Source organism: Paraburkholderia sp. BL6669N2 (genome assembly GCF_003387275.1).
Lineage (GTDB): Bacteria > Pseudomonadota > Gammaproteobacteria > Burkholderiales > Burkholderiaceae > Paraburkholderia.
On the sequence record NZ_QUNA01000001.1, the window covers coordinates 2,578,892 to 2,603,813 of the forward strand.

The 24,922-nt window shown below is 56.1% G+C and carries 18 protein-coding genes and 1 tRNA gene; 9 read left to right on the plus strand and 10 right to left on the minus strand.

Annotation, left to right across the window (positions count from 1 at the left end; genetic code table 11):
- Positions 1-8: 8 nt before the first annotated feature.
- The 3 genes from B0G80_RS45240 to B0G80_RS11755 all read right to left on the minus strand — a co-directional run bounded on the left by B0G80_RS45240 (position 9) and on the right by B0G80_RS11755 (position 4,353).
- On the minus strand, positions 9-497 hold the full coding sequence (locus B0G80_RS45240) for a hypothetical protein (protein WP_147309855.1): 489 nt from the start codon (positions 495-497) through the stop codon (positions 9-11).
- Positions 498-904: 407 nt separating this feature from the next.
- Entirely contained in the window at positions 905-1,663 is a 759-nt protein-coding gene (locus B0G80_RS11740) for a tetratricopeptide repeat protein (RefSeq protein WP_116118093.1), read from the minus strand.
- Positions 1,664-3,933: 2,270 nt separating this feature from the next.
- Entirely contained in the window at positions 3,934-4,353 is a 420-nt protein-coding gene (locus B0G80_RS11755; RefSeq protein WP_147309856.1) for a DUF3732 domain-containing protein, read from the minus strand.
- Between the two features lie 26 nt (positions 4,354-4,379).
- Here B0G80_RS11755 and B0G80_RS11760 point away from each other — a divergent pair, with 26 nt between their 5' ends.
- The 3 genes from B0G80_RS11760 (at position 4,380) to B0G80_RS11770 (ending at position 8,416) form a co-directional block, all read left to right on the plus strand.
- Positions 4,380-5,552 carry an ATP-binding protein gene (locus tag B0G80_RS11760; protein WP_181919948.1) on the plus strand — a complete coding sequence of 391 codons (1,173 nt, stop codon included), beginning with the start codon at positions 4,380-4,382 and terminating at the stop codon, positions 5,550-5,552.
- A gap of 369 nt (positions 5,553-5,921) precedes the next feature.
- The gene (locus tag B0G80_RS11765; RefSeq protein WP_116118098.1) at positions 5,922-7,829 is read left to right on the plus strand and encodes a DUF262 domain-containing protein; all 1,908 of its coding nucleotides are present in this window, start codon (positions 5,922-5,924) and stop codon (positions 7,827-7,829) included.
- 314 nt (positions 7,830-8,143) lie between these two features.
- Positions 8,144-8,416, plus strand: coding sequence for a zinc-binding dehydrogenase (locus B0G80_RS11770; protein WP_116118099.1), 273 nt, complete (start codon positions 8,144-8,146; stop codon positions 8,414-8,416).
- 417 nt (positions 8,417-8,833) lie between these two features.
- Here the strand turns inward: B0G80_RS11770 and B0G80_RS11775 are convergent, their stop codons facing one another.
- Together B0G80_RS11775 and B0G80_RS45815 are read right to left on the minus strand one after the other, a co-directional pair.
- Complete coding sequence (locus B0G80_RS11775) at positions 8,834-10,894, minus strand: recombinase family protein (protein ID WP_116116778.1); 2,061 nt, start codon at positions 10,892-10,894, stop codon at positions 8,834-8,836.
- Positions 10,875-11,042: a hypothetical protein gene (locus B0G80_RS45815; protein ID WP_181919892.1), complete on the minus strand. Its 168-nt coding sequence runs from the start codon at positions 11,040-11,042 to the stop codon at positions 10,875-10,877. The genes B0G80_RS11775 and B0G80_RS45815 overlap by 20 nt, the downstream gene beginning before the upstream one ends.
- A gap of 148 nt (positions 11,043-11,190) precedes the next feature.
- Between B0G80_RS45815 and B0G80_RS11780 the strand changes: the two genes are divergently transcribed.
- The 6 genes from B0G80_RS11780 (at position 11,191) to B0G80_RS11805 (ending at position 16,057) form a co-directional block, all read left to right on the plus strand.
- Positions 11,191-11,418 carry a hypothetical protein gene (locus B0G80_RS11780; protein ID WP_116118100.1) on the plus strand — a complete coding sequence of 76 codons (228 nt, stop codon included), beginning with the start codon at positions 11,191-11,193 and terminating at the stop codon, positions 11,416-11,418.
- Positions 11,370-12,953, plus strand: a complete 1,584-nt coding sequence (locus B0G80_RS11785; RefSeq protein WP_408968005.1) for a hypothetical protein — start codon at positions 11,370-11,372, stop codon at positions 12,951-12,953. The genes B0G80_RS11780 and B0G80_RS11785 overlap by 49 nt, the downstream gene beginning before the upstream one ends.
- Positions 12,954-13,074: 121 nt before the next feature.
- Positions 13,075-13,440 carry a gamma-glutamylcyclotransferase family protein gene (locus tag B0G80_RS48030; RefSeq protein ID WP_408968007.1) on the plus strand — a complete coding sequence of 122 codons (366 nt, stop codon included), beginning with the start codon at positions 13,075-13,077 and terminating at the stop codon, positions 13,438-13,440.
- A complete protein-coding gene (locus B0G80_RS48035) occupies positions 13,395-13,547 on the plus strand; it encodes a hypothetical protein (protein ID WP_408968009.1) in 153 nt (50 codons plus the stop codon). Before B0G80_RS48030 ends, B0G80_RS48035 begins: the two co-directional genes overlap by 46 nt.
- 144 nt (positions 13,548-13,691) lie before the next feature.
- Positions 13,692-15,395: a hypothetical protein gene (locus B0G80_RS11800; RefSeq protein WP_147309857.1), complete on the plus strand. Its 1,704-nt coding sequence runs from the start codon at positions 13,692-13,694 to the stop codon at positions 15,393-15,395.
- Positions 15,396-15,981: 586 nt separating this feature from the next.
- Positions 15,982-16,057, plus strand: a tRNA-Ala gene (locus B0G80_RS11805).
- Between the two features lie 256 nt (positions 16,058-16,313).
- On the opposite strand, the gene B0G80_RS11810 is transcribed toward B0G80_RS11805, so the two are convergent.
- The 5 genes from B0G80_RS11810 to drmA all read right to left on the minus strand — a co-directional run bounded on the left by B0G80_RS11810 (position 16,314) and on the right by drmA (position 24,902).
- Complete coding sequence (locus tag B0G80_RS11810) at positions 16,314-17,474, minus strand: hypothetical protein (protein WP_116118104.1); 1,161 nt, start codon at positions 17,472-17,474, stop codon at positions 16,314-16,316.
- A gap of 232 nt (positions 17,475-17,706) precedes the next feature.
- Complete coding sequence (locus tag B0G80_RS11815; RefSeq protein WP_116118105.1) at positions 17,707-18,066, minus strand: hypothetical protein; 360 nt, start codon at positions 18,064-18,066, stop codon at positions 17,707-17,709.
- Between the two features lie 613 nt (positions 18,067-18,679).
- Complete coding sequence (gene drmC / locus B0G80_RS11820) at positions 18,680-19,507, minus strand: DISARM system phospholipase D-like protein DrmC (protein ID WP_116118106.1); 828 nt, start codon at positions 19,505-19,507, stop codon at positions 18,680-18,682.
- Between the two features lie 2 nt (positions 19,508-19,509).
- Complete coding sequence (gene drmB, locus B0G80_RS11825) at positions 19,510-21,345, minus strand: DUF1998 domain-containing protein (protein WP_116118107.1); 1,836 nt, start codon at positions 21,343-21,345, stop codon at positions 19,510-19,512.
- Complete coding sequence (drmA, locus tag B0G80_RS11830; protein ID WP_116118108.1) at positions 21,342-24,902, minus strand: DISARM system helicase DrmA; 3,561 nt, start codon at positions 24,900-24,902, stop codon at positions 21,342-21,344. The genes drmB and drmA overlap by 4 nt, the downstream gene beginning before the upstream one ends.
- Positions 24,903-24,922 lie beyond the last annotated feature (20 nt).

Below are 24,922 nucleotides of genomic sequence, written 5' to 3' on the forward strand. Positions count from 1 at the left end.
GTGAAAGCCTAGGAACACTTTGCGTTGGCTGTATCACCTGAACCCAGCTTTCGGTCGATTGAAAATCGTTTAAGCGACGCTACAAATCTCACCAACCGAGGCTCGATGGGCCATTTCGGCCCATCCCCAATACTGCGGATGCGGAAGCGGCCACCTTTCACAAACGCCAAAAGTTCAAACTCTCCGTTTGCCCCCGACTCTCCGGCACCGGATGCGCCAATCCGCTCGTTCAATTGGAAGGTAAAAAGCGTTCCATCAACTGATACAGCATCGGGGAAAGCATCGCCCGTGAAGCGCATCATTTCGCAACCCGCGCAGTCCAATACTTCCAAGATACCGTTGACCACCAGCAAAGCTCTTGCCCATCGCGCACCCGAAACACGGACACTCAGAAATTCTCCGGCTCGCACACGGCATCGGCCGTATTCGTCTGCCCTCTTCTTATCGAAGGCCTTGGCGATTGCGATAGTCAGTGGGAGACATTCTTCGATTGTCATTGGTTTAGACAGCAACGCGGACCGGTATGCCGGGTTCTCGAACGCAAATCTCCGGCTCACACGGAAAGCACCCTGTCGCACGTCTAATGGAAGAAAACTAGCAGGCCTCCCACATGTGTAAGTTGACGGGCCCACGCGACTAGGTAACTCTCGACGATTTACCTCGTGTCCCGCAGCCACTTTCGACCAATGCCCTCTCCCGGGAACGGGGACGTCCAACTTGTCACAAACTTTCCTCAGACCCACGTCAGATAGCCCATACCGCGTCGCCAGCTTCAACATTGGCTCTCGCCAAACTTCTTCGTAGAGAGTTGTTCTCTCGAGTTGTACCGGTTCTGATTTCATCTCTCGCCTCGAATTGCTTGAAATAGACCTATTCGCAAACATCCGGCGCCCCGAACCATCGCCTAGGACTCGTCTAGCCCGAATCGCATAGGGATTCCTGTCTTCTCCACTTCAAAGAATAAATGTGCGAAATAGTCACCTTCTGCGGCTGCGAGGTCGAGCAGATGACGCCCGTATTTTGGGTCTGCCTCAACCCACCCCCCACGAAGATGTAAAAAAGCCAGGGCGCTCTTGCATGACTGCACGTCATCTTTCACCAACTCGTAATATTTCGCAGCCATTTCGAGGCGGTTGAGAGGAAAAATGCTTTTGTTTCTCGGGTCTTCCAGGGCACTGGCAAGTCGATAGGCCGCTTCCGGAAGACCTAGTCGATAAGCCGACTCATACAATGACAGTGCTCGCTTCACATCACGGACGGCGCCCCGGCCGCAGAGGTAGTTATCCGCCAAGAGTCGCGAGGCCTCGGTAATATCGTCACAAGTACTGCCCATATCATGCAAGACCGCCATTAACAACTGATGCGCCTTTTCGTAATCGCGACGAATGTGTTTCCCCGTGGAGAGAAGCTTCGCTGCCGCCACTCGTGCGCGACCGTAGCCCATTTGCGCGGCATCTTGTATTAGAAGCTGGCCCAGAACCGACTCCACAGCACGCTCTTGGCTGAGCAAAAAATCGCCCACGTGGGCCAACTTGCATGGGCAGATAGTGTGGGACTCCGAGAGCGATACAGCCAACTCGTACAGCACTTCGAGCGGCGCTTGACCCGGACCTCCATACCCATCTTCAAGCATCGGAATAAGAACATCGTCGTACATGTCCATGAGCTACTCCAATAAACAGCCCGAAGATGGGCCGTTCCGAGACCATTGCTCGAACCTGTCAACGTCATGTGCATGAGACGCCTCAAGTACGTGCCTTTGTCGGGAGAGCGCTAAAGCCACGCGAACGTAATTGTTCATCGACATCGGCAAGGTGCGCTCGAAGTGCTTCGACACGGTCGAGGCCTTCCCAATGGCGACAAAGTGTGACCCCCGATGGCGTAGCATGTTCGCACACCGCCCTACATTGGCCGCCGTCTGTATCCGCGCATCCATTCAGCGGACGAAAGTCGAAACTTTGCCCTATGAGCCACAAATGCTGTTCAACCATATGTAGATTCATCGACGTATCCCCTCCTTTATCGGGTCGCTCCATCTGCACCGATAACGTGTCCCGAACGGTGTCTGCAACGTAATAGCATGTGGTGGAGTGAGAGCAGTGTCCCGATGCCAATGCCAATGCCTCTATACACTGTTGGCGTCGTATTCCGTTCGTCATGGAATCTCGCACTTCAGTCTTGCTGCCTTCGTTCATAGTCATCTCGTAAAGATAGCCCGACATGTTTCTGCTCCCTAGTCCATTCAAAGCACGGTAGCCATACAGCCCGGGGACAAGCTCGACGCTCCCTCCTTGGACCACCGCCCTCACCTCCGCGAGCCTCATCACCGCAACCTTGGCTCAAACAGCTAAACCGCTCACGTCAAGGATAGGCAGCGCTACAAAAAATTCAAGCCTCATCGAATCAAGGACCCCTGAACGATATCGACAGACCCACGTGCCTTACCCCATCAAATGGCGCGGATTTGGCTTCTGCGCAACGACCTCTCCACCTCAGATTTTACAGTTGCTCTCTCCACCAATAGCAGGTGTATAGATACTACGCATACCTTATTTACTTTATAACTACAGCACTCCGCTTTACAGTTGCTCATCTATTTCCTGCCCCAGCAATAGGCTACTCAAGCAGCAAATTGCTAACATCGAACCTCCTTCAGAAGGAGCGAAAAATTGAAGCAAATTCACTTGCCGGTGCGTTTTTCGGCATGGACCCCGTGGAGACACAGGCAACGCCTCGTTGAATAGTTCGACATTTCACAGGAATTTGGCCTGTATGGCACTACTGGCTTGCTGGAGACGAAGTTGACGAGCTGACATCCAATGATTCCGAGAACCGGTATTTGCATCCAGCGGTAATGTATGTGGGTATGTCCACGCACGGGCACCGTCGAATCGACCGTCATCACAAAGCGATAGTCAACTACGTCACCTCAACCGACGATGTGAGGAAGGTCAAGCCACGCTACTCGATGTGGCAATCAGACTGGAACATCTACGACGCCGAGAAAAAGAGATTCTACGCTAAGGCACTAGTTGCGTTGTGCGAACGAGCGCTGTTGTTCTCGTATGTCGAAGCCTATGGCCAATGGCCTATGCTGAATCGCATGTTGCCCGACTCTTGCGGCCGGGTCGCACGCTAAACTCGAGCGAGCACTCTAGTGGAGAGTGGCTCATTCAGCGCCGTCAAAAACCGAGACTGCTGAATGCCCCCATGCGTGCCCGAACAGCGCAGGCATTTCCGACCACATCGCAGCGAATCGTTCCCCTAGTCAGTGGTGCCATTCCCGTACTAATTTTGATTTAGGAATTTTCGAAGGACTTCAGGGCGTTTCGACGGCGGCCCGCGCCATCTCGCTGGTTACTTCGCAAATATGGACGGCAGCTAGCCGATGCTACGCATCCGCCATTAGATGCCGTCGATATTTCGGCCTACCCGCTTCATCGAGAAGAGAAAGGCCAGCGAGTACTAAACGCGGTGTCCTTAGATATCGAAAGTCCGGTCAGCCACCTCTCAACCTCTGTGGCAGACCACCGTAGCATGCGATGGTCCGCAATTTGCGCTCGCCGAGGCAGCCTCCACGGTGCATGCTTCGCGTTGCGAACAATTGTTTCTGCTTTCAAGCCGAGCCGCTCGGCCAGTTGGTGTACGTCGAGATAGGTTTGCATGTGCGGTCGCCGTTGAAAACTCGTATAGCGACAAATCTCGTTCGCCCAAAGGAGGGTTACGCACCTCATCGAGTCTAAGGCACCGCTCGTCAGCCTTGCGTTCACGCACGTATGCAGCGGCATCCCAAAAGCCACCCGCGTCCTTTCCTTTCAACTGCCCACGGCGAGCGTCAACAGGACACACCCGCCTGCTCGCACTGCGCCCACCTGCTGTTGCTTGGCGACTGGCAAATTGTAGGTTAGTCAGCTGAGTGCCAATCGAGTGGGATTAACGCACGCCCGTGTCTCTCCAAGGCGGCTCTAAAAGCATCTCTTGAAACCAGGGCTCCGGCAAATTGGCATGCTCCGTGAGAATTACCTGGAATCGAGGCGCTAACTCGTCGCATGCCTGTTTGAGCAGTACAAACATCCTCGCCACAGCGTCAACGTCGGCGTCGCTCTTATCGAAGCTTGCGGTGGCGCCGTCGAGCGAGCGATAGGATGTGGTCGACGGAAAGTAAACCTGTGACGGCTGGTCGATAACAAGGAAGCCCGGGACTGGCCGGTCGTTCTCGATGAAATGCTTATGAAGTGCCAAAAGCGCAATTAGGTGGCACCCCAACCAGTTCTCGCCACTTCCCATGCGCTCCATGGGAATAGCGCGGGCTTTGGTATCTGCGACGACCGTATCGTGCTTTAATGGCGCCAATAACCAAACCAACTTCCGAGGGCGTCATGCGTATAGAGTCAGTTCGCATCAAAAATCTTAGGACCATCAAAGACGCTGTTGTCGACATCGACCATTACAACTGCTTTGTCGGACCGAACGGCGCCGGGAAGTCAACCTTCCTATTTGCGCTTAACGTCTTTTTTCGAGAGACCGACGGTGTGGCCACGGACGTCACTTATCTGTCGGCCGAAGACTTTCACCGCAAAGATACGTCGGAGCCGATAGAAATTACGGTCACCTTCTGCGACCTGAATGAAGACGCAAAGCAAGAATTCAAAGAGTATTTCCGGCAGGACCGTCTGATTGTTACGGCGAAGGCAACGTTTGACCCAGTTGCGGGCCGAGCCGAAGTCCGGCAGTTCGGGGAACGGCTCGGCATGGCAGAGTTCATGAGCTTTTTCAAGCGTCAAGGAGACAGGGCAAAGGCCGACGAGCTGAAGCAGATTTACTCGACGTTGCAAGACAGCTTCAAGTTACCGAAAGCCGGGACCGTAGCCGCAATGGCCGAGGAATTGCAGAATTACGAAGCAAATCTGCCAGAGCAATGCGTCCTGATTCCGAGCGAAGACCAGTTCTACGGAGTGAGCAAAGGTGCGAACCGGCTCCAGAAATATCTGCAGTGGGTGTACATACCCGCAGTCAAGGACGCTACTGCGGAACAATCCGAAGGAAAGGCGACTGCACTGGGCAGGCTGCTCGCGCGAACAGTGCGGTCCAAGGTGAATTTCACTGAGCGATTAAGTGCTGTCGCGCAGCAAGCGCGGGACGAGTATCAAAAGCTACTTGATGAGAGCCAGGTCGCGCTCGAGGGCATCTCGGGTTCGCTCCAGACACGGCTCATGCAGTGGGCGCATCCGGACACGAGCTTACGTGTCAGTTGGCAGCAGGACCCGGACAAGTCCGTGAAGGTCGAGGAGCCGTTCGCGAAAATCGTCGCCGGGGAAGGGACGTTCGAAGGCGATATAGCTCGCTTCGGCCACGGCTTCCAGCGCTCATTTCTGCTCGCCCTCTTGCAGGAGTTAGCAACGCAAGGTGAGACTACAGAACCTCGGCTTATCCTCGGCTGCGAAGAACCGGAACTCTACCAACATCCGCCTCAAGCGCGACACCTTGCGAGCGTGCTCAACAGTCTCGCTGCCGGCGGTTCGCAAGTCTTGGTTACCACCCATATCCAATGAGTTGTTTCGGGTCCATCGCAAGGATGTTTACGCGAATCCTTTCTGCGAGTTCTTCCATCTTGCGTTGGACTCTTTCGGATGCCTGCGCCAGCTTTTCTTGCGAGAGGACGGCAACTGCCGGTGTCTGCCCTGGCCTGGACTTCTTAACCTTCCTACGCATAGGTCTGCAATTCGCTGTTAGTTGACAAGTGCGGGTAAAGTCTTTCGAACCTCCGTCATTAGATGAGAGCTGCGATTAGGTGCATTTGCCATCGTTCGAAATTCGGCAGCATCCTGCATCATTTAAACCCACAGATATCTGTTCGAAAATTCAGCACCTATGTACACTTCAACTACCAAACGGGCATCATAACAACGGGAAAATCGACCATGGCCAGGTCCGCATTTCAAACCAATCCGATAGACCTCAGAGAGCTCCTCGATGACTGCCATCGAGGCGACTTACAACTCCCCGACTTCCAGCGCAGTTGGGTCTGGGACGAAGACCGCATAAAGAGCCTCATCGCTTCAATTTCGCGCGCTTTCCCAGTCGGTGCGCTGATGACGCTGGAGACCGGCGGTGACATCGAATTCAAGCCACGCCCCGTGGAAGGCGCGCCCAAAGACGCCCAATCAACGCGACCGCGTTCGCTGCTGCTCGACGGTCAGCAGCGAATTACTTCTCTCTATCAGGTCACGCTTCGAGGCAAGGTCGTCGAAACCGTCACGCCGAAGAACAAGAAAGTTAAACGCTGGTTCTACATCGACATCAATAAGGCAATGGACCCTTCTTGTGACCGGGAAGATGCAATCATTGGGGTGCCTGACGACAGAGTAATTCGTGCGGATTTCGGGCGCTCTCAAGTCCTCGACCTCTCGACCGCAAAGCGCGAGTACGAGACGCTGATGTATCCAGTGTCCCGAGTGTTCGACTGGGACTCGTGGCAGGACGGTTTCGACGACTATTGGAAGGGTGAAGAACACGCCGACACCAGGCAGTTTTTTCGGACGTTCAAACAGGCAATACTCGAAAACTTCAAGCAGTATCGTGTTCCCGTCATCGCGCTCGACCGCTCAACTTCGAAAGAGGCTGTGTGCGTTGTATTCGAGAAGGTCAATACCGGGGGCAAGCCGCTTGATGCTTTCGAACTGGTGACTGCGATGTACGCCGCCGATGGCCACGAGCTCCGGAAGGACTGGTTTGGCAACGAGAATGCAAAAGGCCGACAAAGCCGCTTCGTAGAGACACTACGACCCGCCGGCGCGACCTCCGGCATCATCGCCAACGTCACCAATACTGACTTTTTGCAGGCAGTCTCGCTGTTCTATACACGTGAGAAACGACGCGAAGCTGAACAGGCAGGAAAGTCAGGCAAGGACCTGCCGGCGGTTACTGGCAACCGTCAAGCGCTTCTGAATCTGCCGCTTAGCGCGTACAAAAAGTACGAATCGCAGGTTGAGAACGGGTTCGTACATGCAGCGAAGTTTTTGCACACGCTGCACATTTATCGCGTGTTCGACTTACCCTACCAGTCGCAAATCGTCCCGCTTGCGGCCATCCTGGCTGACATCGGGAACGCGTGGGAGCACGATACAATCCGCGCCAAGCTTGTTCAGTGGTATTGGAACGGTGTCTTCGGCGAGCTCTATGGGTCTGCGGTGGACTCGCGCTTCTCGCGCGACTTCCTTGAAGTTCCTGCGTGGCTTAATGGCGGCCCTGAACCGACGACGGTGAGCGAAACAACTTTCCGCGCGGACCGACTGAAAACCATGCGCATGCGCTTGTCCGCAGCGTACAAAGGCGTTAATGCACTGTTGATGAGGAAGGGAGCGCAGGACTTCCGTTCAGGCCAAGAGTTCGATAACACCGTTTTCTTCGGAGAAAACGTCGACATTCATCACATCTTCCCGCAAGCCTGGTGCAAATCCCAAGGTATCAAACCAGCCGTCTTCGACTCGATTATCAACAAAACCCCCTTGTCGTATCGCACTAACCGCATCATTGGGGGTGTTGCTCCTTCCGAGTATATGGCCAAGCTTGAGGCCGGGGACTCAAGCACGCCTTCGATTGCTGCCGGACGGCTGGACGAACATCTGCGCTCTCATTACATCAACCCAGCGCTGCTGCGCAGCGACTCGTTTGATGCGTTCATGGCTGACAGGCAACGTCAACTGCTTGAGTTGATTGAAAACGCGATGGGAAAAAGGGCCTATACCGGGGAAGTTGTCGAGGAAGGCGAAGATTACGAGTCGGACGAAGCAACGCAAGAGGCTGATTTAACAATTTCCGCCACGTAAGGCGTCACTCTGCCGCTCACCAGGATGCGGGCTGCCGAGGCAAGGTGCCCGCTATCCGCCCCTCACCACGGACAAGCCGAACGTGCTTGTCCGCCGGTGCGGTGAAATTTCCCTGTCGCACCCGGGGGCACGCCAAGACCGGGCGTTGACACTCGAGTCGGACGCCCGCGCGCTTGAGAAAGGTGCACGCCGATGCTAGCGTGCATACCGCTGTCAAACGGAATTTGCTACGTCATACCGACATTGCCTCTACGTTTTCCTCACTGCAGTGACCGGATGCGCCCATAATTCCTAGGCACACGTCGACGACGTTGATGAATGTCGGTGGTGAACCGCGCACGCCTGCTCGCGCAGCTGGGCTGCGTGTTTGTCTTCGAGTCGGAGGCGAAGAACGCGGGTGGTGTACCTGCTCAAACTCTTCCTTCGTGAGCGCACCAGTTTTGAAAAGGTCGTATGGCTTCGAGGATGGAGCGTTCAAGACTGTCATCGGCGAACATATCTTCACGCGCGACGAGATTGTCGAAGCCCACGAATATCTCGAAGCGAACGACCTGTTCGGGAAGATTGTGGTGGAGGTCGCCGACTAAATCAACGGCAAGTCTGCTCGGCGCGCGGTTATTCCAGACGCGCGCCTGGCTTCCTTTCACGCCCAGGGCGAACATTCTCGAACAAGCCAACTCGTCCTCCGAGGGACGCATCCCGCGCATTGCGCTAACATCCATCTTTCTTATTCTTGCAAAGCGGCGGAGCACTCCTTGTTTAGCGACTTTCAACTACATACGCTGGGATGGAAAGCGTTCCAAGACCTTTGTCTAGCAGTAGCGCAAGAATGCCTGAAACGCCCAATACAGCGATTTCTCCCCTCGCACGACGGTGGCCGGGACGGTGCCTTTGTAGGTACGTGGGCGGAGGACATCGTCAAAGCGTAAGCGCAATCAATCGGCACGGTGTGGTTCTGCTTTTAGGAGCACCCGGACACGAGACATAATGCTCACCTCCCTATGTTATTGAAGATCAATGGATAGTTGATTCGGGTCAGCTGATTGCGGACCCTCGATGGCACTTCTTGCTGTGATAAACGTTTCGACATCGACGCGCCGTAAAATCCACGGTGCGCCAAGACACGCCTGCGTGGCAGGCAATCGCTTGATGCGGATCAGCCGGAAGACGGTCGGTGTACTGATGCCTAATAGCGCCGCGACTTCCGTCACATTCAGCTCATTGCGCTCTTGCCGCTCTCCCTCGCGATAAGCGGCTATCGCATGGTCTTTGCGCAAGATACAAATTCGCGCCGCTGTCCATGAAAGCCCTTTCGCCGTGCGTTTGCCTAAACGATTAACGACAGCAGCGATGCCTTGGTCTGCAAGCGTTCTCGCCAAGGCTCGAACGATGTCGATCGTTTCGACGTCAGTGGCCCAGCGATGTTGACCGGTCCGGTTCGTTTCAAATTCGAGCTCGGTGTGATCGCCCCCTTGCCAGTGTAGGAGCGCCCGGATGGTGTGGTCCTGCTTGGTGACGACAATCTCTTTGAGCACGGTGCGCAAGATACGTTTCTTGATCTCGATGGCACTGGCAGGGTGATTCCACAACCTGGGCAGGTCAGTTCCTAATCTCATGAGCTCGTCGCGCGCGGTGGCGCTGAGTGAGTCTGCAGGCTGCTCGCGCAGCGCATCCAGTTCGCACTGCCGCTGCGCTTGTGTTGCCAACGCGTCGTTCCACCGACGCTCAAGCTCGGAGGCTACCAGCCGGTTATCGGGATCGATCGCATCGTACTGCCGACGCGCCCGAGCAGCTTCATAACGTGCCTGTTCGAGCGCCAGTTCCTTGTGCCGGACTCGCTCATCCTCACTCAGGCGCTTGCGCTCAATGGCGTCCAGCGATGCGCGAATGCCCAATGGTTCAAGTCGGTGTAGAACTTCCTCAGCGACGCGTTGGTCTACGCGCACCGCACCGAACGAGATGCAGCGTGGGCCGCCATGATTGATCATGCTGCCCTGACAGCTATAGCGGCCGATGTCGCCCTTGGTGCCTGAATACGCGACGTGCAGTTTGCGACCGCAATGGCCGCAGCGGATGAGACCGGCCAACAGCAAACCGCCGCGTTTGACCGCACCCCGAACCATGTTGCCCTTCATGTTGGCGTTGTCGGTGATCAATTTGCGATTGCTCTCGTACTCGTCCCAGCTAATGTATCCCGCGTGGTGTTCGACGATCAAGACCTGCCATTCTTCGCGATTGACGTGGGTGCCGCTGTACAGCCGCTTGCGACCGCTCTCAATGCGCACAATCGTCTTGGTCTTGCCGAATGCGTATGCCCCGCCGTAGGTGGGATTCGTCAGGACATGCCACAGGGTGTTATAGACCGGTAGTTTCCAGACAATATAACGGCCCTCCGGGCCATAGCTTGCCGCCGGTAGCTCAATGCGCTCCTGTCGAAACCAGATTAAAACCTGCCTCACACTACCAAACTCGCGAAACTTCCGAAACACCAGATCGAGCGCTTCACGAATACGTAGATCCGGATCCTTCTCGATGCGGTTGTTCGGAACACGCATGTAGCCAATCGGTGCGGTCATGAACAACTCCCCGCGCTTGGCCTTCTGATCCAGCGCGGCTTGGGAGCGTTGACGAAACGTCGAGAGTTCCATCTCGGATAACGTGCCCTTCATGCCCAGCAGCAGGCGGTCGTTAGGCTCGCGCGGATCATATACACCATCTTCATCCACCAGGATCGTTCCGACGAGCCGACAGAATTCGAGCAACGTGTGCCAGTCACGCCCGTTGCGCGCGAGCCGGGACGCTTCGATACAGAATACTGCGCCCACCGCGCCGCTACAAAGGGCGGCCAGCAAGCGCTCGAAGCCGGGCCGATGGATACCCGAGCCCGAGCGGCCCAGGTCGTCATCGATGACCGTCACCTCAGGCCAGCCGAGCACGCGGGCACGATCGGCGAGTCCATACTGACGTAACTGGCTCTCACGATTATGCTGCACCTGGTCCAGCGTCGACTGACGAACGTAGACATAGGCGAGGCGCGAGAGATGCTCAGCGCGGATCTTGTTCATCGCGCACCTCCATCTCGATTGCATCGATCACCGACTGCATCAACAGTGTCAACTGCGCCACTACGTCCGCTAACACCTCTGCGGGCAGAGGTCCTTCCTCGCTGCTCCCCTCGAACAGATCGTGCTGCACCATCACCTGTTTGCGCATCACCGTATCCCCTGTGCGTTGACAACACTGAAGAAGATAAAGCGGCGCTGACCAGGCGTTGAAGTTCGATCAACGCCCCGTGCGGTAATTCCGGCTGCACAACGATAGACATGCGAGTTGCTGCTTCGCCGGTCATCCACGGCGGAAGATGAGCGCGAGTGCCATCGGGTTGCATGATGATCAGGTACGACTCGCCTCGATAGCGATTCATTCCAATGACATTAACGCGCTCGCCGAAGCGCGGGTGAAACGGATAGCGGACAACGACATCGTCGCAATGATGATGGGCAGTGTGTTGCAGGTTCGCCCGCAGCGGGAAAATCAACCATCGGTGCGAGTCTTGCCGTCGGTGCCGCAGACATTTGGGGATGCTTGACGGTAAAGCCTACGTCCCCAAGCGAACTGCGGGACCGTATCAATCCCAACGAACGGCAATTTTTCTGGATTGATGACGCATGGGGTGCTACGCAGTATCAAAGGTCTGGAATGGACGCGTGGAACCAGGTTCTTCCGCATGTCGCAGCCGCTTTGAAAGCGGGAAGTAAGTTCCTGATAACGTCTCGTACACATATCTGGATGGCCGCAAAAAACGATTTGAAGGCTAGCGCATTGCCAGCTCTGTCAAAGAGCAACGTGACAATCCAGGTCGAGAAACTTACGACGGATGAAAAAGCGCAGATTGCGTATAACCACCTGAAGTTTGGTGACCAGGACAAATCGTTTAGAACGGAAATCAAAGGGTTTTTGCCGGCCGTCGTAGGCGGAGAACATTTTTTGCCTGAATCGGCGCGACGCTTGGGGAACAGGCTACTGTCCGGGCAGCTCAAGAAGACGCAGGCCGGGGTAAGCGAGTTCTTCGAAAAGCCATCGGAATTTTTGTTGGAGACTGTACGTTCGCTCGCCCCGCAGAGCCTTGCAGCGCTCGCGCTGCTTTTCGTTAGTTCCGGGCGGGTTTCCTCCCCGATTGCGGACGGCCCGGAAGCGCAATTGGCCATGGAAGCGTTTGGGGTGACTCTCGCTTCACTGCGGTCGGCAGTGCTCGAGTTGAACGATACACTTTCGCTGCATGCGCAAGACCATACTGGCGTGTACTGGCAATTCAAGCATCCGACCGTTGGCGAGTCAATTGGTAGATACGTTGCAGAGAACCCCGAACTGGTCGAACTCTATTTGCGAGGGGCCAAAGCTGAATCACTGATGGCGGAAATTGTTTGCCCAGGCGTTACACTTACCGGTGCTCTAGTTGTCGTCCCGCCAATTTTCTACGACCTTCTTGTTCAGCGGCTATCAGCGCGTCCGGATTCAGCGCTGCGCTCGTTTCTGACGACGCGAGCAAACACAGAATTCGCCGTCCAACTTCTTGCCATGCGGTCCGACCTGCTCGAATTAGATATTCATCTTCCACGAAACTATCGTATAGCAATAGATTCGAAAGCAGATTTCCTGGCGAAGATGAACAAGTTCGGTCTCCTCCCGGAGAAGACGAGAAAATTATTCGCCGAGGAACTCATCAAGTCAGTGTGGGAAAGAGCGGATGCAAGTGTCTTGCAATACGAATACCTTCGCGAAGTGCTTACTCCGCCCGAGCAATCTCTCCTGCTATCAAAGGTCGAAAGCCAGGTCTTGAACCGGCTTGACGACCACGTAGACCGGGTAAGCGAGACATGGGATACCGACTACAGCCCCGCAAATCACTTCGACGACCTTGAGGAGGCGGTGCGAGATTTTATCCGCGAGGTTGCGCCCGAGCGGGACAAAGAGCTCCTTGACGGCTTCAAGAGCCGAACCGCCTATGCAGTTGAGGAAATGACTAAGCGCTATCGGGGCGCGAAAGAAGAGGATGCACCTGTCAGTAAAAACGTCAGGTCGAATAGCAACGTTGCATCGATATTTCGAGACGTCGACGATTGAAGGGTTGCCTGACGGTAATAAACCTAGAACATTCAGAGCGTCTATCAGCCGAAAGGACGGTTCAAAAATGACGTTGAGAACAGACGCGGATAATTTGTTGTATTTCGCTTATGGTTCCAACATGTCTGTCAGCAAGCTGACGGCACCCACACGGGCGCCGTCAGCGAGACTCATATGTTCTGGGTACGTGAACGGCCGCCGTCTGACGTTCGACGAGGCAAGCAAGGATGGCTCAGGAAAATGTGATTGCGAGCTAACCGTCAATTCAGACGACCGGGTTTACGGAGTGGTCTTCTCCATCCACACCATTGACCGACCGTCCTTGGACCGAGCAGAAGGTAACGGGCATGGGTACGACGCGACGCGAATCCAGGTCCACACACCAGCGGGCCCGATACCCGCATTGAAATATATATCGCGACCAACAAGAAAGACGGTCTGCTGCCTCACCACTGGTATAAGCAGCATGTCCTTGACGGTGCGCTAACCGCCACGTTGCCAGCCGACTACGTCAACGCAATTGCCAATATTGGCTCCATCCCGGACCGCGATGAGATTCGAGCAGCACGCGAGAGCGCAATTCAACACGATTGACGTGTCCATCGCCATCCCGCCGGCGACCCGCGACGCTCAGCCGGACCGCTATCGACATTACCTCTTTAACCAAGGTGCATCAAGGCCGGTTGCGCCTGCATAGCCGCCTACTCGAAAATTCCGATTGCACAGAGGAATCGCATTTTGAAAGACAAATCGTACTCCAAACTCGCAGACCTACTCACTGACATTGAATGGTCCCAGGTGTGCGACGCACTCAGCATCGAGGCGATGCCAAAAGAGTCCTTCAGGAAGGACCCACTGATGGTATTTTCGACCGTATCGAAGACCTCGTACTGCATGGCCGTATTCGAGGCATTGACTCGCCCGATGAGCATGCTCGCAGAGGTTGCAGCATTTCTGGGGCAAGGCGATGTTAGAGCGCGTACTACTGCGTCTGTGATTTCGCTTGCAGACAATATCAAAATCAGGCCGCAGCAGTTGGATTATGCAATCTCCTGGACCGAAAACACGCGACCGTCTGCGCAAGTGCGAACGAACCTGGAGGTCGAGTATCGAAGCTTCGTGAAACCGCTCCTTCTCAAGGTTCGAAACAACGCCGCGCCACAGAAGAGGTCGAGGACACGACTTAACAGACGACAGCTACACCTGGGTGCGGTTTTTCAGCAAATCGAAACCTGCGAATACTCTCGTGAGGCGCTCGCCGAATTCGGGCAGATTCTGCGACTTGTCGGCAACGCACTTTCAGACAGTGTTCCCGGTGAAGAATCTGAGGACTTTCCCGTTCTGGGCGAACTACGCATCCTTCAGAAACGGCTATCGAGCGACCTACAGAAATTCGAATCGGAAGTAGATTCGGCATTCAGGTCGCGCGAAACATGGTCGGACACAATCGACTCGCGGGCTAGCGAACGCCTCAGGATTTTCATTGAATCAATCGCCTTTCTTCACGAACGTACGCCCGCGAAAGAGCTTGCTCAGCTACTGAGACTGGATGTAATCCGTCACCGGCCGCAACTCTATGAGGTGTGGGTGATGTGCACCATCTTGAAGACCCTTCGAGACGGTGGTTGTGACGTCCGGTTGCTGGAAGTCACGAGTGACGAGAATTCCGACCGTTTATGGAATCTCAAGTACGCCAAAGCCTCACGTCCGGTCGCTGAAATAGCGAAGGACGGCACGAGCCTGTTCCTCTTTTATCAGTTGTTCCGCCGCCACCAGAAGGGAGACATGCCAGATATCTCGCTGTGGCGAGACAACACTGCGCAGACGTCGCCAGTGTGGATTGTGGACCCGAAATTCTCGGAAAAAGGCGGGTATTCGATGTCGAGCTACGTGAGCACAGCTCAACGATATATGGACCAATTTCGACCAAGCGACTTCTCGTGTGTACTCGAATACTTCCCTCGCCCAGATATCGGTACCGACTCGCGCGTCATTCTGGACGTCGCACCACAGGGAGCAGGACTTTCCCCCTTGCGCCGGCTTTTGAAACAGGTGCACGGACTTGTCTCGAGGACGGTAGCAATCCTTGATTTGTCGGGCAGCTACGCCGGCAATATCCTAGCTATTGCCTCGCGGTTGCGACGGTTGGTGGCTGAGGGTGCACTATTGGACACTTGCATTTTGTTCGCCGGTAGTGCCACCGTCTGTGAATCTTTAATCGAGGCTTCGACAAGAGAGTTTGACAAAGAGCTTCGCGCCTTGGGTAGCAGCAGCAACATTATGCCGGCACTCGCAATAGCTAAAGAATTGTCTACCCTGCATGACACTCGAGCTTTCGTTCTTTTGAGCGACGGGAGCTTCAACGACGGTACCATGCAAACCGTGTTGGACTCAGGATTCAATATTGCGCTGGCGCTCCCGCCGGAAGAATCCACCACATAGCCCTCCAAGCTGCCCAGAGATGCCGCTATCGGTGTAGGCCACAGTCTCCGGCGCGCACGGCGACTGTCAGCCTTCGCGAACTCTGAGACTAGTGCTCGCCGACTCGAAGATTCTAAGACGTGCAATCAACTGCGCCGGATGCTTTGGTCTTAACGATTCGCTCAATCGTGGTCGACAACGCTCCCGTGGTAGCCGGCAGAAAATATCGAGGATTCTGCTCCTCGGCGAGGACGGTGGGGGTGGACATTGGCAAGTCGAAATACTGCATGCAAGTACAGCCGTATACGGAGATTTACAGGGGTGAGCTGACACTTTTAATCGGGGAGTGAACATGGGACGCACGCGTTCGAAAGAATGCGCGTCAGACGTCGCGCAGTCGCTCCATGAAAGCAGACTCTGGGGCGTCGGTGGAGTGGCCTTTTAACGACGCAGTTACCACGGTAGGCCCTCTTTGTTCCTTCTCGGGCCATGATTTTGTGACTGTTCGAGGCTTCGGCATTAGTCGTTAATTTTTGGTCTCAGCATGCTGCGTCATGCTCGCTGCATCGCAAATTAACCGTGCGCTGTGCTAATATCGAGATGCCGTGGGGCGGTAGCTCAGCTGGGAGAGCGTCGCGTTCGCAATGCGAAGGTCGGGAGTTCGAGCCTCCTCCGCTCCACCAAGAACTTGTCTTTGGAAACAGCGCACTTCGTCCCGCGATGTAGTGCGCTGATTGCATTGTGATGCGACGCATGCCGCCTGGCGCCGTTTGCTGTCACCGTGCTGAGCGCTGCAGAGCTGCACACTGATACTTGATTTTGCCTGCTGCGCTCGACGTCGTACGGTCAACTTTTCGGCCTTTTTAAACACCATTGGATGTGCCAAACAAGACGCCCAATCGAGGCGTCTGCATGCGCCCTGTCGCCGGCAGCCAATCGCTACAATTCACCGTATCCAGCTGGAGCGTTGTCCATGTCGTCCCATCGGCGTTCGACGGTTGGGTCTAACCAGTCTGCGGCGCGTCGTAGCCATGTGGCGTCGACGACGTCGTCGGACGACTTCATCTTCTTGACTTCGAATTCAGTCGCCAGCGCACGCAGGCGGTTCGCTCGCTCGAGCTTCAACGCCCATTCCTCGACGCGCTTGAGTTGTTCAATTGCGGAGCGGCGAATCGCGGCAAGCCTCGCGCGCTCAGCTTCTTGCATAGCCGCGAGTTCTCGCTGCTCGACCCGCATCTCAGCTTGGACGGAATTGCGAATAATCCGATGCCGAAGCTTGCGAACGAACGCGTGAATCTTCGTCTCGACTGAGGCGCTCCGACTGTCGGCAGTGGTAGCCGTTGCATAGTTGCTTCCAACGTCGAACGCCGATATTTCCAATTCGTTCGTTGGATGGTAGAGGTAGGTCTGGCTGTTCAGGTTATATCCGACGCGCTTGTTTTCGGCCAGTTGCTCCCGAGTCAAAGGGATGTTTTCCTGGCGGCTTCGCTCCCTCACGCGAAAAGTTAGCTTGTTATCAAGCAACGTCACATAAGCCGGGTCTTCTTCTTTGGCGCTTGAGGAAAGCGTATATCCCGCGCCCGTCAATGTCTCGAGAAGCATGTTCAGCACGAGGAGTGCTCGCAGCGAGTTCTGGTGGGACACAGCAACCCGCATCAGTCCGGCACCGTCGCAATACGGCCATGCTCGCGAATCGCGATGCTTACCTTCGAGCTTTTTCGCTATCCGTTTGACAAGCGGCAGGCATCCGTCGATAGAGGTGCGCATGCTTACGGTCGTTACGTCCGGCGCATGAGTGGCATCCTCATCGATTCGAGCCTGGGTGCGCAGCGACAGCTCGTCGTCCTGCGGGTTCTTGAAGACAGAACGCCGGTAGGTTGTCGCTCCCTTGGTAGGCGGGAGCGATGGCTTTTTCACGGCCTTGCCGGCGGCAAGTTTTTCCCAGTAACCACGGGGAGGGACAGGGATATCCAAGCTTACGCAAATCTTGCGAAGTCCCACGTCTGAGATTTCATACCTCTTCGATACCTTGCTGACCGGCTCGGTCCAGATTTCGTCGTACAGCTTTTCGCGTTTGAAATCTTGATGGACGTAAGGCATCTGAGCTCGCGGTCTGTTTGGCAGGGCCTTGTTAGTATGCCCCGCCACACATCGAGTCCGCTACAGGGACAGAACGGGCACATGAGCCTAGGCGGACCGTCGGGCGGAAAGCGAAGCCGGCGCCCCCATCCAGCGCGCTACCTGTCCCCACCCTGGCTCCTCGCGGCGCGGCCCCATTTGTATGCGGCGACTTCTGCGTCTGATTGACCTGACGCAGCTATCTGAAGTGTTCCTAAACCGCCTCTTCCAAGAGGTTTCGCCCTGCTTTAGTCAGGGTGAACGTACCGTCGAACCGGTCAGCGTAGGCCGGGCCGTCCTCGACTGGTGTGAATAGCAACTTTCCGCAATTCCTCAACAAGACGAGCGCGTGGAACAGGATGTCAGCCGATTCCTGCGCGTCCACAAAGCGTGCGGCGCCCGCTTTTGCAAAACGGGCCAGCCCGTCCCGCTCCGGAGAGAACACAAACCGTTGCTTGCCATCAAGCCCCACAACAGACCGCTCCGTCGCAACACTCAGGTGCTGCTCAATCACAAAGTGCCGCACCACATGCCAGGTGAACTTCTCGGTCGGCTGATTCTTGTAGGCAATCATGGCCTGACGAAGGCCGTTGAGTGAAAGCTTTCCTCGTCCTCACGGGCCAACAAATTAAGACGCGCCGGCAACAACTCAAAGAAGTCTGCAATCTGACCAAAGACCATAGGGTCTGTGCTCGCCGAAAACGACATCCAGCACTTCCAATGACCGGCTGTGCCCTTGGGTAGTCAGGTTGGCGCTGCTGACCACGAACACATCGCCGTCATCCGATTCGAGGTAGGCAATCTTGGGATGAAAGATGCCCCCGCCCTTGCCCTCTTTGGTCGGTGTGGTGCTGGCAACCCGATAGCGGCTCCCCCCGAAGCGACTCGAAGATTGTCCACGCTATGTCGCGCCTCGCGCGCGTCCAGCATGACCGTGATTTGCTCGCAATCTCCTTTGCGCAAGAGCGGATAGGGTCCCGCCTCAAACCAGACCGACGAATAGGTGTAGGAGGTGAATAATGCCTTTTTCGGCGCCACCTCTTCGAGAATGTCGTAAAGCGTGGTCATCAAACCCCCGTATTAATCTGCAGATTCTTTTTATCGGATACCGAGCATACGATACTCCGGACATACGGGGCGTTCACGTGAGTTCACACTCTCTCAGCCGAAATTTGTCGACGCGACCGTCACTTCCCGGGAGTAGCATTCGCTACGCTCATCGGCCAAAACACGCCATTCCGCACAAGCGCTGCGAGATTGGCGGCCGCTTGCTTCGGTGCGTCTCCACCGCGTATTAACGCACCTAGTTCGACGTTTAGATTCATTGCATAGTCGGTCAAATTCGCGCTCGACAAGAAGAGCACCTCGTCGTCCGCAAGCATAAATTTCGCATGCAGCGAGCCGTGCTGGCCCTGACTGCTTCGCGGCCGGCGCGACAATGGCCAAACGTACGTTGCAACGCCTTTAAGACGTGACAATGCAAGGGCAACCGCCGGGTCAAAGGTCACTTTACCAGCGCTTTCCTCACGACTTTCCAACAAAAACGAAACACGGACGCCTCGAGCCATTGCTGATTCGATTGCGCTTACGAGGCCATCGACCTTGTAGGCGGCAAACGTAACAATGAAAAGCGACCTTCGCGCAGCATTTATCAACTCGAGTAGTGCCTGCTCCGTACTCCGTAATCCGGACCACGGGGTGGCTGGTCCGGACCACACCAGTTCGACACCACTCTCTCTGTGCAGCCTCGTCGCTTGGTAGAGCGCCCCTTCAATCGACGCGGCAAGTTCAACGAGCGTGATTTGACCAGCATCCTGACACCACTCTTCGATGACTCTCTCTAACTTCGCCCGAGCCGTCGCGTGAAGCCGCTGTTGTATCGACAGCATCCCGGACGATGTCTTTGCAGTTCCGTGCACCCGCCGAAGCTGCTCCACCACTGTCGCCACAGCATCAGGGGACACTTGGGCAGCGAATTCAGTGATGGCGTCAAGCAAGGATGTGGAAGGGCCCATGACTATTCAAAGAAGGGAAAGTTTCCGCCGCCTATCGTCTGGACAAGTAGTCCCCGGTCGAGATATTTGTTTCCCCGCTCGCAAGAGGTCTCGGGGGAAAACATGCAGGCATGACAGGCTGCCCCGTGGAGCGATGAAGTGCCATCCTGCGCTGGGTGGTGCTCGCCACATAGCGGGTCCGAGGCACAAAGCCGAATTTGTTCCAAGGCTAGCCGTATTAAGCGCCCAAGCCTGTCCGGTTCGCCGAGTGAGACCAAACCACCAAGGGTCCCTTCACTATCCGGAGCGGCCGTATAGAGAAGCAAGCCAGCCATAGGAGGCGCGTCTCCACTTCCGTCGTCAGCATATATCCGTTCACGAATGCTGGCCGACGAGTACCCCGCTTCCATCGACAACTGCCTCATCAGGGCATGCGAGAAGGAGTGAATTAAGGCATACCGAATTCCCGGGTACCCGCTCTCAGGTTCGGGAATGCGCCGAGCCTTCCGCCATGCCACATGAGCGCGGAACATTTCCTCATCCTGCTGAGTAACGCGCTGCACCCATTCGCGTATGGCTTCTTCTGAAAATTGGAGAAAAACACCTTCTCCTCTTACTTCCGAAACAGGCACCCAAATCGGCTTGCTTCGCCCCAGTGGCGCGCGCAGCGACTCCGGAATTTCGCTGGGGTCCGAATAGTCGCCCGGCGATTCGATGCGCGTGAATCCGGTTAGAGCACGCACCTCTCGCAGACGCTCTGCACGAACGACCTTCTCAAAATACGGTTCATATCCGTGTGGCGCTGCCACTGGGGTTAGCTGAAAATCCCGAGTGTTTGTGCCGGGGTCCGCACTGACGAAGACATTCCATTCAGGCAATTTCAAATTGCCGTCAGCTTCGTCGGCCTGAAGGCCATTCTTCTTGCTTTCAATGGCATCCCATACGGCAACGTCGCTGTAGTCCTCCAGCCCCTTCAGATTCCCCACCGCCCGAAAGGCCGCGATAGTCTCAAGTGATGGGATATGTTGCAGTATCGCCCAGCGCTCCTCTACCAACTGAGGTAACTTGTCCACGTACATCGGAATTGAGAGCGCCGAAAGGGATATGCCAAACCAACTGTTGGACGCACCTAGCAGCATAGTCTGCGCGTGCTCTTCGCAGCCGTTGGGCGCGAAGTCCCGCAAATGTGGTCGCCGCCCCCGACAGCCGAATACCTCGTCGCTTGCGGCGACCTCTCCGAATGCGTCTGACATGCGGCGGTCTAGCCCGCAGGTATCGCACTTAACTAGCAAATCGACCGCTTCATCTGAGGCACCAATTTTTTTCAGTCGCAATGGACCATTGCATGTTGCAGCACCACGATGCACGAAGCGCAACCACGGAAAGTCATCAAGATGGCCGTGACTGCAGGCCATCTGGAACCGCGCCGGCAGCGCGACCGGGGGCTGTCCGGCCTTACTGCAGTTCGCATGGACAAAGCGCGCCCGGTCCGGCCGGTATGGGTCAGTTTTCAGTTCGAACAGGCCAGAGCTGATTGGCGCCAACAGCTCACACCATGGACATCTAAACCACTGAGGAAACGCCGCAACCGGGACTCCAATCTTGGCGCCTCCGAGCGGGTCAGCAGAAGCGGTGTCTGGCTCGACTGGCGGAAGCAACAGCTTCTCCACCTGGCCACCGAGTTGAATGCGCACGGCGCGAAGCAGGCGCTCTTCGCTGACCAATACGGAATGTGTCGTATCCCAGTCGTCCAAACCCATCACCATCCCAGCGATGTTGGGAAGGTCAATCATTGCGCCAACTCCATACACGTTCAGGAGTTGCGTTGGTCTGATATCGCCGACCTTGTGTTTTGTCATTTTTGTTCTCCGGCCGTCGACGGCTGAACGTTTGCGCCGCTGGCGGCAGCCGGTGCTGGCGCCGAATACCCTTGCCCGTACCCGTCATCGAGTGGCTTGTCGTCCATTATTAGGCCAACACTCGGCTCGACGTCGCGTAGCGAACCGAGACAGGTGAAGTCTTCCCACTCTCCCGCTCCGGTTTTCTCGAGCAACGCAACTGTCGTCCCGTCTCTCTGGCCTTGGTAACCTAACCGCGCTCCGCCAGGTTTGGACGCAGCCTTCTTGAGCCAAAAATCAATTCGGGCTTTCAACAGCTTCTCCACCCGCTGTCCTTGCGCCGTCGACTGTGTCACGGATGTGGCGCGCAGAGCTATCGCCTTAATCGCATCCTTCACAATCGCGTGCGAACCGTCTAGTCGTCCCGCTGCCAGGTTCTCGTTAAATTCGGAGGCAGGCAGACGAACCAGCGCGGCTAGGACAGCAGACACCCCTCGGTCAACCGCTCGTGCTGCGAACGGCGTGACTGAAAGTGCTTCCACATGCTGGTAGAAGGTGGCGTGGTAATGCTCGAATCGCTCGTAATGAGAAAGGTCGCGCGGCCGCCCCCAATTGTAGACCGTGCAAACAAGGCCGGGGGCCTGTGCGTTCCGCCCGACGCGACTCGTTGCCTGGATGTATTCAGCAGTTCCCTTGGGCTGTCCACCGACAACCATGAGGCCCAACCGCTTGACGTCAACCCCAACGGATATCATGTTTGTCGCCAGCACCACGTCAAGAGGATTGGCGCGGGTCGGCTTGCTACTTGCCCGTGCATGGGGCGGCAACAACGGGTCGTGCGGGAACTCCAATCGGTCCAACAAGCCGGGAATATCGCGCGAGTTTTTCCGAGAGGTCAACTCTTCCAGAGCTGGCGTATGACGTTTCGCCAGTCCACGGCTTTCCATGTCCCGCAACCGCGAGCGAATATCATCGTCCACAAGCCGTCGCATGCCGCCTAGCTCTCGCATAGAATTGAAGTAGCCCAGCAAGGTCATCCAAGGGTCTGCAGCTTTGCCATATCTCAAGAACAGCGCTTGAGACGCCGACAGGTAAGCGGAATAGACGCGAATCAGTGCAACCTTGAGGCGTCGCCCAAACGCGCTCACCCCGACGTAACGTCGCCCGGGATACCGTTCGCTCGGTTCACGCTGCAAGCTGAAGAAATTGTCGCGTACGTCTAGCCCTTGCGGCGGAAACACACGAACGTCCCGCAAGAATAGCGACCGCACCTGCTCGGTTGCTTGCCGTATCGTCGCCGTTGAGGCAATCAGCTTCGGGCGAACGGCCTTCCCATCGACACTCCAAGAACATAGCCGGTCGACCGCCGTCTCATACAGCCCAACGAGACTACCCAACGGACCGGAAATAAGGTGCAATTCGTCCTGGATAATCAGGTCTGGTGGTCGAAGCGGGCCATGCGCTACAGCCCTTACTGCAGGCAGGCCATTTTTTGTCGGATGCGAAGAAGCGTCTTCCAGACAGGGCGAAGTAAACCCATGGCGCGGGCAATACCCATCAACCTGGCCGAACAGCATCTGCGTCGTGCCATTCCATGGCATCTGGGCGAATTTATCAACCGTTGCTATCAGCAGCGCTGGCAACCGACGATAGATTTCTTCGTCGACTGTTAGGACTGGAATTCCTTCATCAGGTGCTTTCGCACGACTGAATTCACATTGGCCTAACCGGTCACTGCAGTACGTGAAGACACGGGCTCTGCCTTGAGCGTACGTTTCGACCTTCACGTCACGCCCAAGGTCCAGACCCTCCCCACACCACGGACAATTGGTCAACTGCAATGGAGAACCAGTGCCACTGCCCATACCGGCGCCACGCCCGCCCAGCGTCGATTGATGTGCATCTGCGACGGTGTTGGGCGATGTCTTCATGCCAACCCAAAGGCCGACGCGGAACGGTTCCGTGCCCCACACGTCTGGAGAGCCCCGTCGGATTACTTCGCATGCGCAAATCAACGCGGCGGCACGCTGAAACTGCTGCAAGGTAAGCAAACGAAGCGTATAACGCATGATGACCGCTACGCCGGCGTGTCCCAGTCGTCCTCCCACGCTGCCCTGAAGTCGCCTCATGCCAAGCGTATATGCCGTAAGACCCAGATACGCCTCGGTCTTACCACCGCCAGTCGGGAACCAAAGCAAATCTGCGATAGCAGAAGGCGCACTGCTACGCTCGGAGTGGTCGAGTTGCGTCACCCCTGGCAGATTGAGAAGCACAAATGCCAACTGGAACGGCCGCCATGAGCGGCTTTCTGATTGGTCCAATTCGTCGATGCTTACCCTTCGGCCGGCCCGCTTCGACTCCGACACGAGCGTATGGATGCGCTGCTGCCACATCGCGCGGTTCGCAAAACGGAATGCCTCGCGCGCCTTGATGTCATGTTCGAGAAGGTCGATACCAACAGAGATGCGGTCACAGGCGACCTTGCAGTCGACCATCGCGTTCTCGGCAACCTTGCGATAGGCCTCCAGTTCTTCCTGCGGGTCGTCGATTCGTGCCGACTCTTTGGTAATCCAGTCTTTGTACGCGCCCGGCAGCGCACGAAGGGAGCGGAACAGGTCTCCATCGGGCATTTCGGCCAGCGCTTTCATATCCAGAACCACATCGGCTAGCGCGGGGATGTCCTCCGCTGTAGGCGGTGTTGTCTGGGGCACCTCATATGTAGGCATCGCACGCGTACGCAAGCGAACGCACTTCGTGGGGTCCTCTGGGTCAATATCCGCATGTACTGCAACTCCGTGACCGACTGCGAACTCTACCTGCGCTCGATAAAGCATTTCGAGCGCCATTTGCTCTGCATGCTGTACGGAGTCCGCCTTGCTCTCATCGCGGAACAACTGCCTTTTGCGAAAGACTGCCGCACCTTCATTACCGGCAACCTCTAGCTCGGGCTGAAAAACCCACATCTCGTCCTTAAGGGTTTCACTTTCCCTCTGTCCATTTACCATGAACAGCGAAACCACCCAATCGCCGTTGAGCTTGCGAATTCTTCCCTGGAGGTAGACCTCCGATTGCGACTTATCGAGAGGCACAGGAGCAACATCGCCTTCTACAAGGGCGATTGGAAGACCGACGTTGCCCATTGGATAACGCTTCCAGACCGTCAGTGGATTTCCCTTTTCGGTGACTTGCGTAGCGCTCTTTTCGCGCTTGTAGCGCCCCCATCGCCCAGTGACCAGTACGGACTGAGTGTCTCCGGCTATCGTGCATGTCAGTCCAAGCGAACAGGGGGACAAGGAATCTGTCGGAAGCGGAGCGTCGTCTGTGGCCCCATCCTCTCCGGAGGTTGACTCGTCGTCCGCGAGTACGTCCATCTCGTTCGCACGCAGACGCCTATTTCGCGGTGACAACATACCTACCAAATAGCGGTCCTGTACACGGGTTTCCGCGACCTCTTCATCAAGGCCACCGCGAGGACCCGTAAGCTCCTTCTCGACAAGGTCTTCAAGCTCGGCGCGTAGCTGAACAGGCGACGGCACTCCCGCCGCCAATATTGGCTGATGGGTAGAATTGTCGGTCATTGGTGGTCCCCGATGTGGGC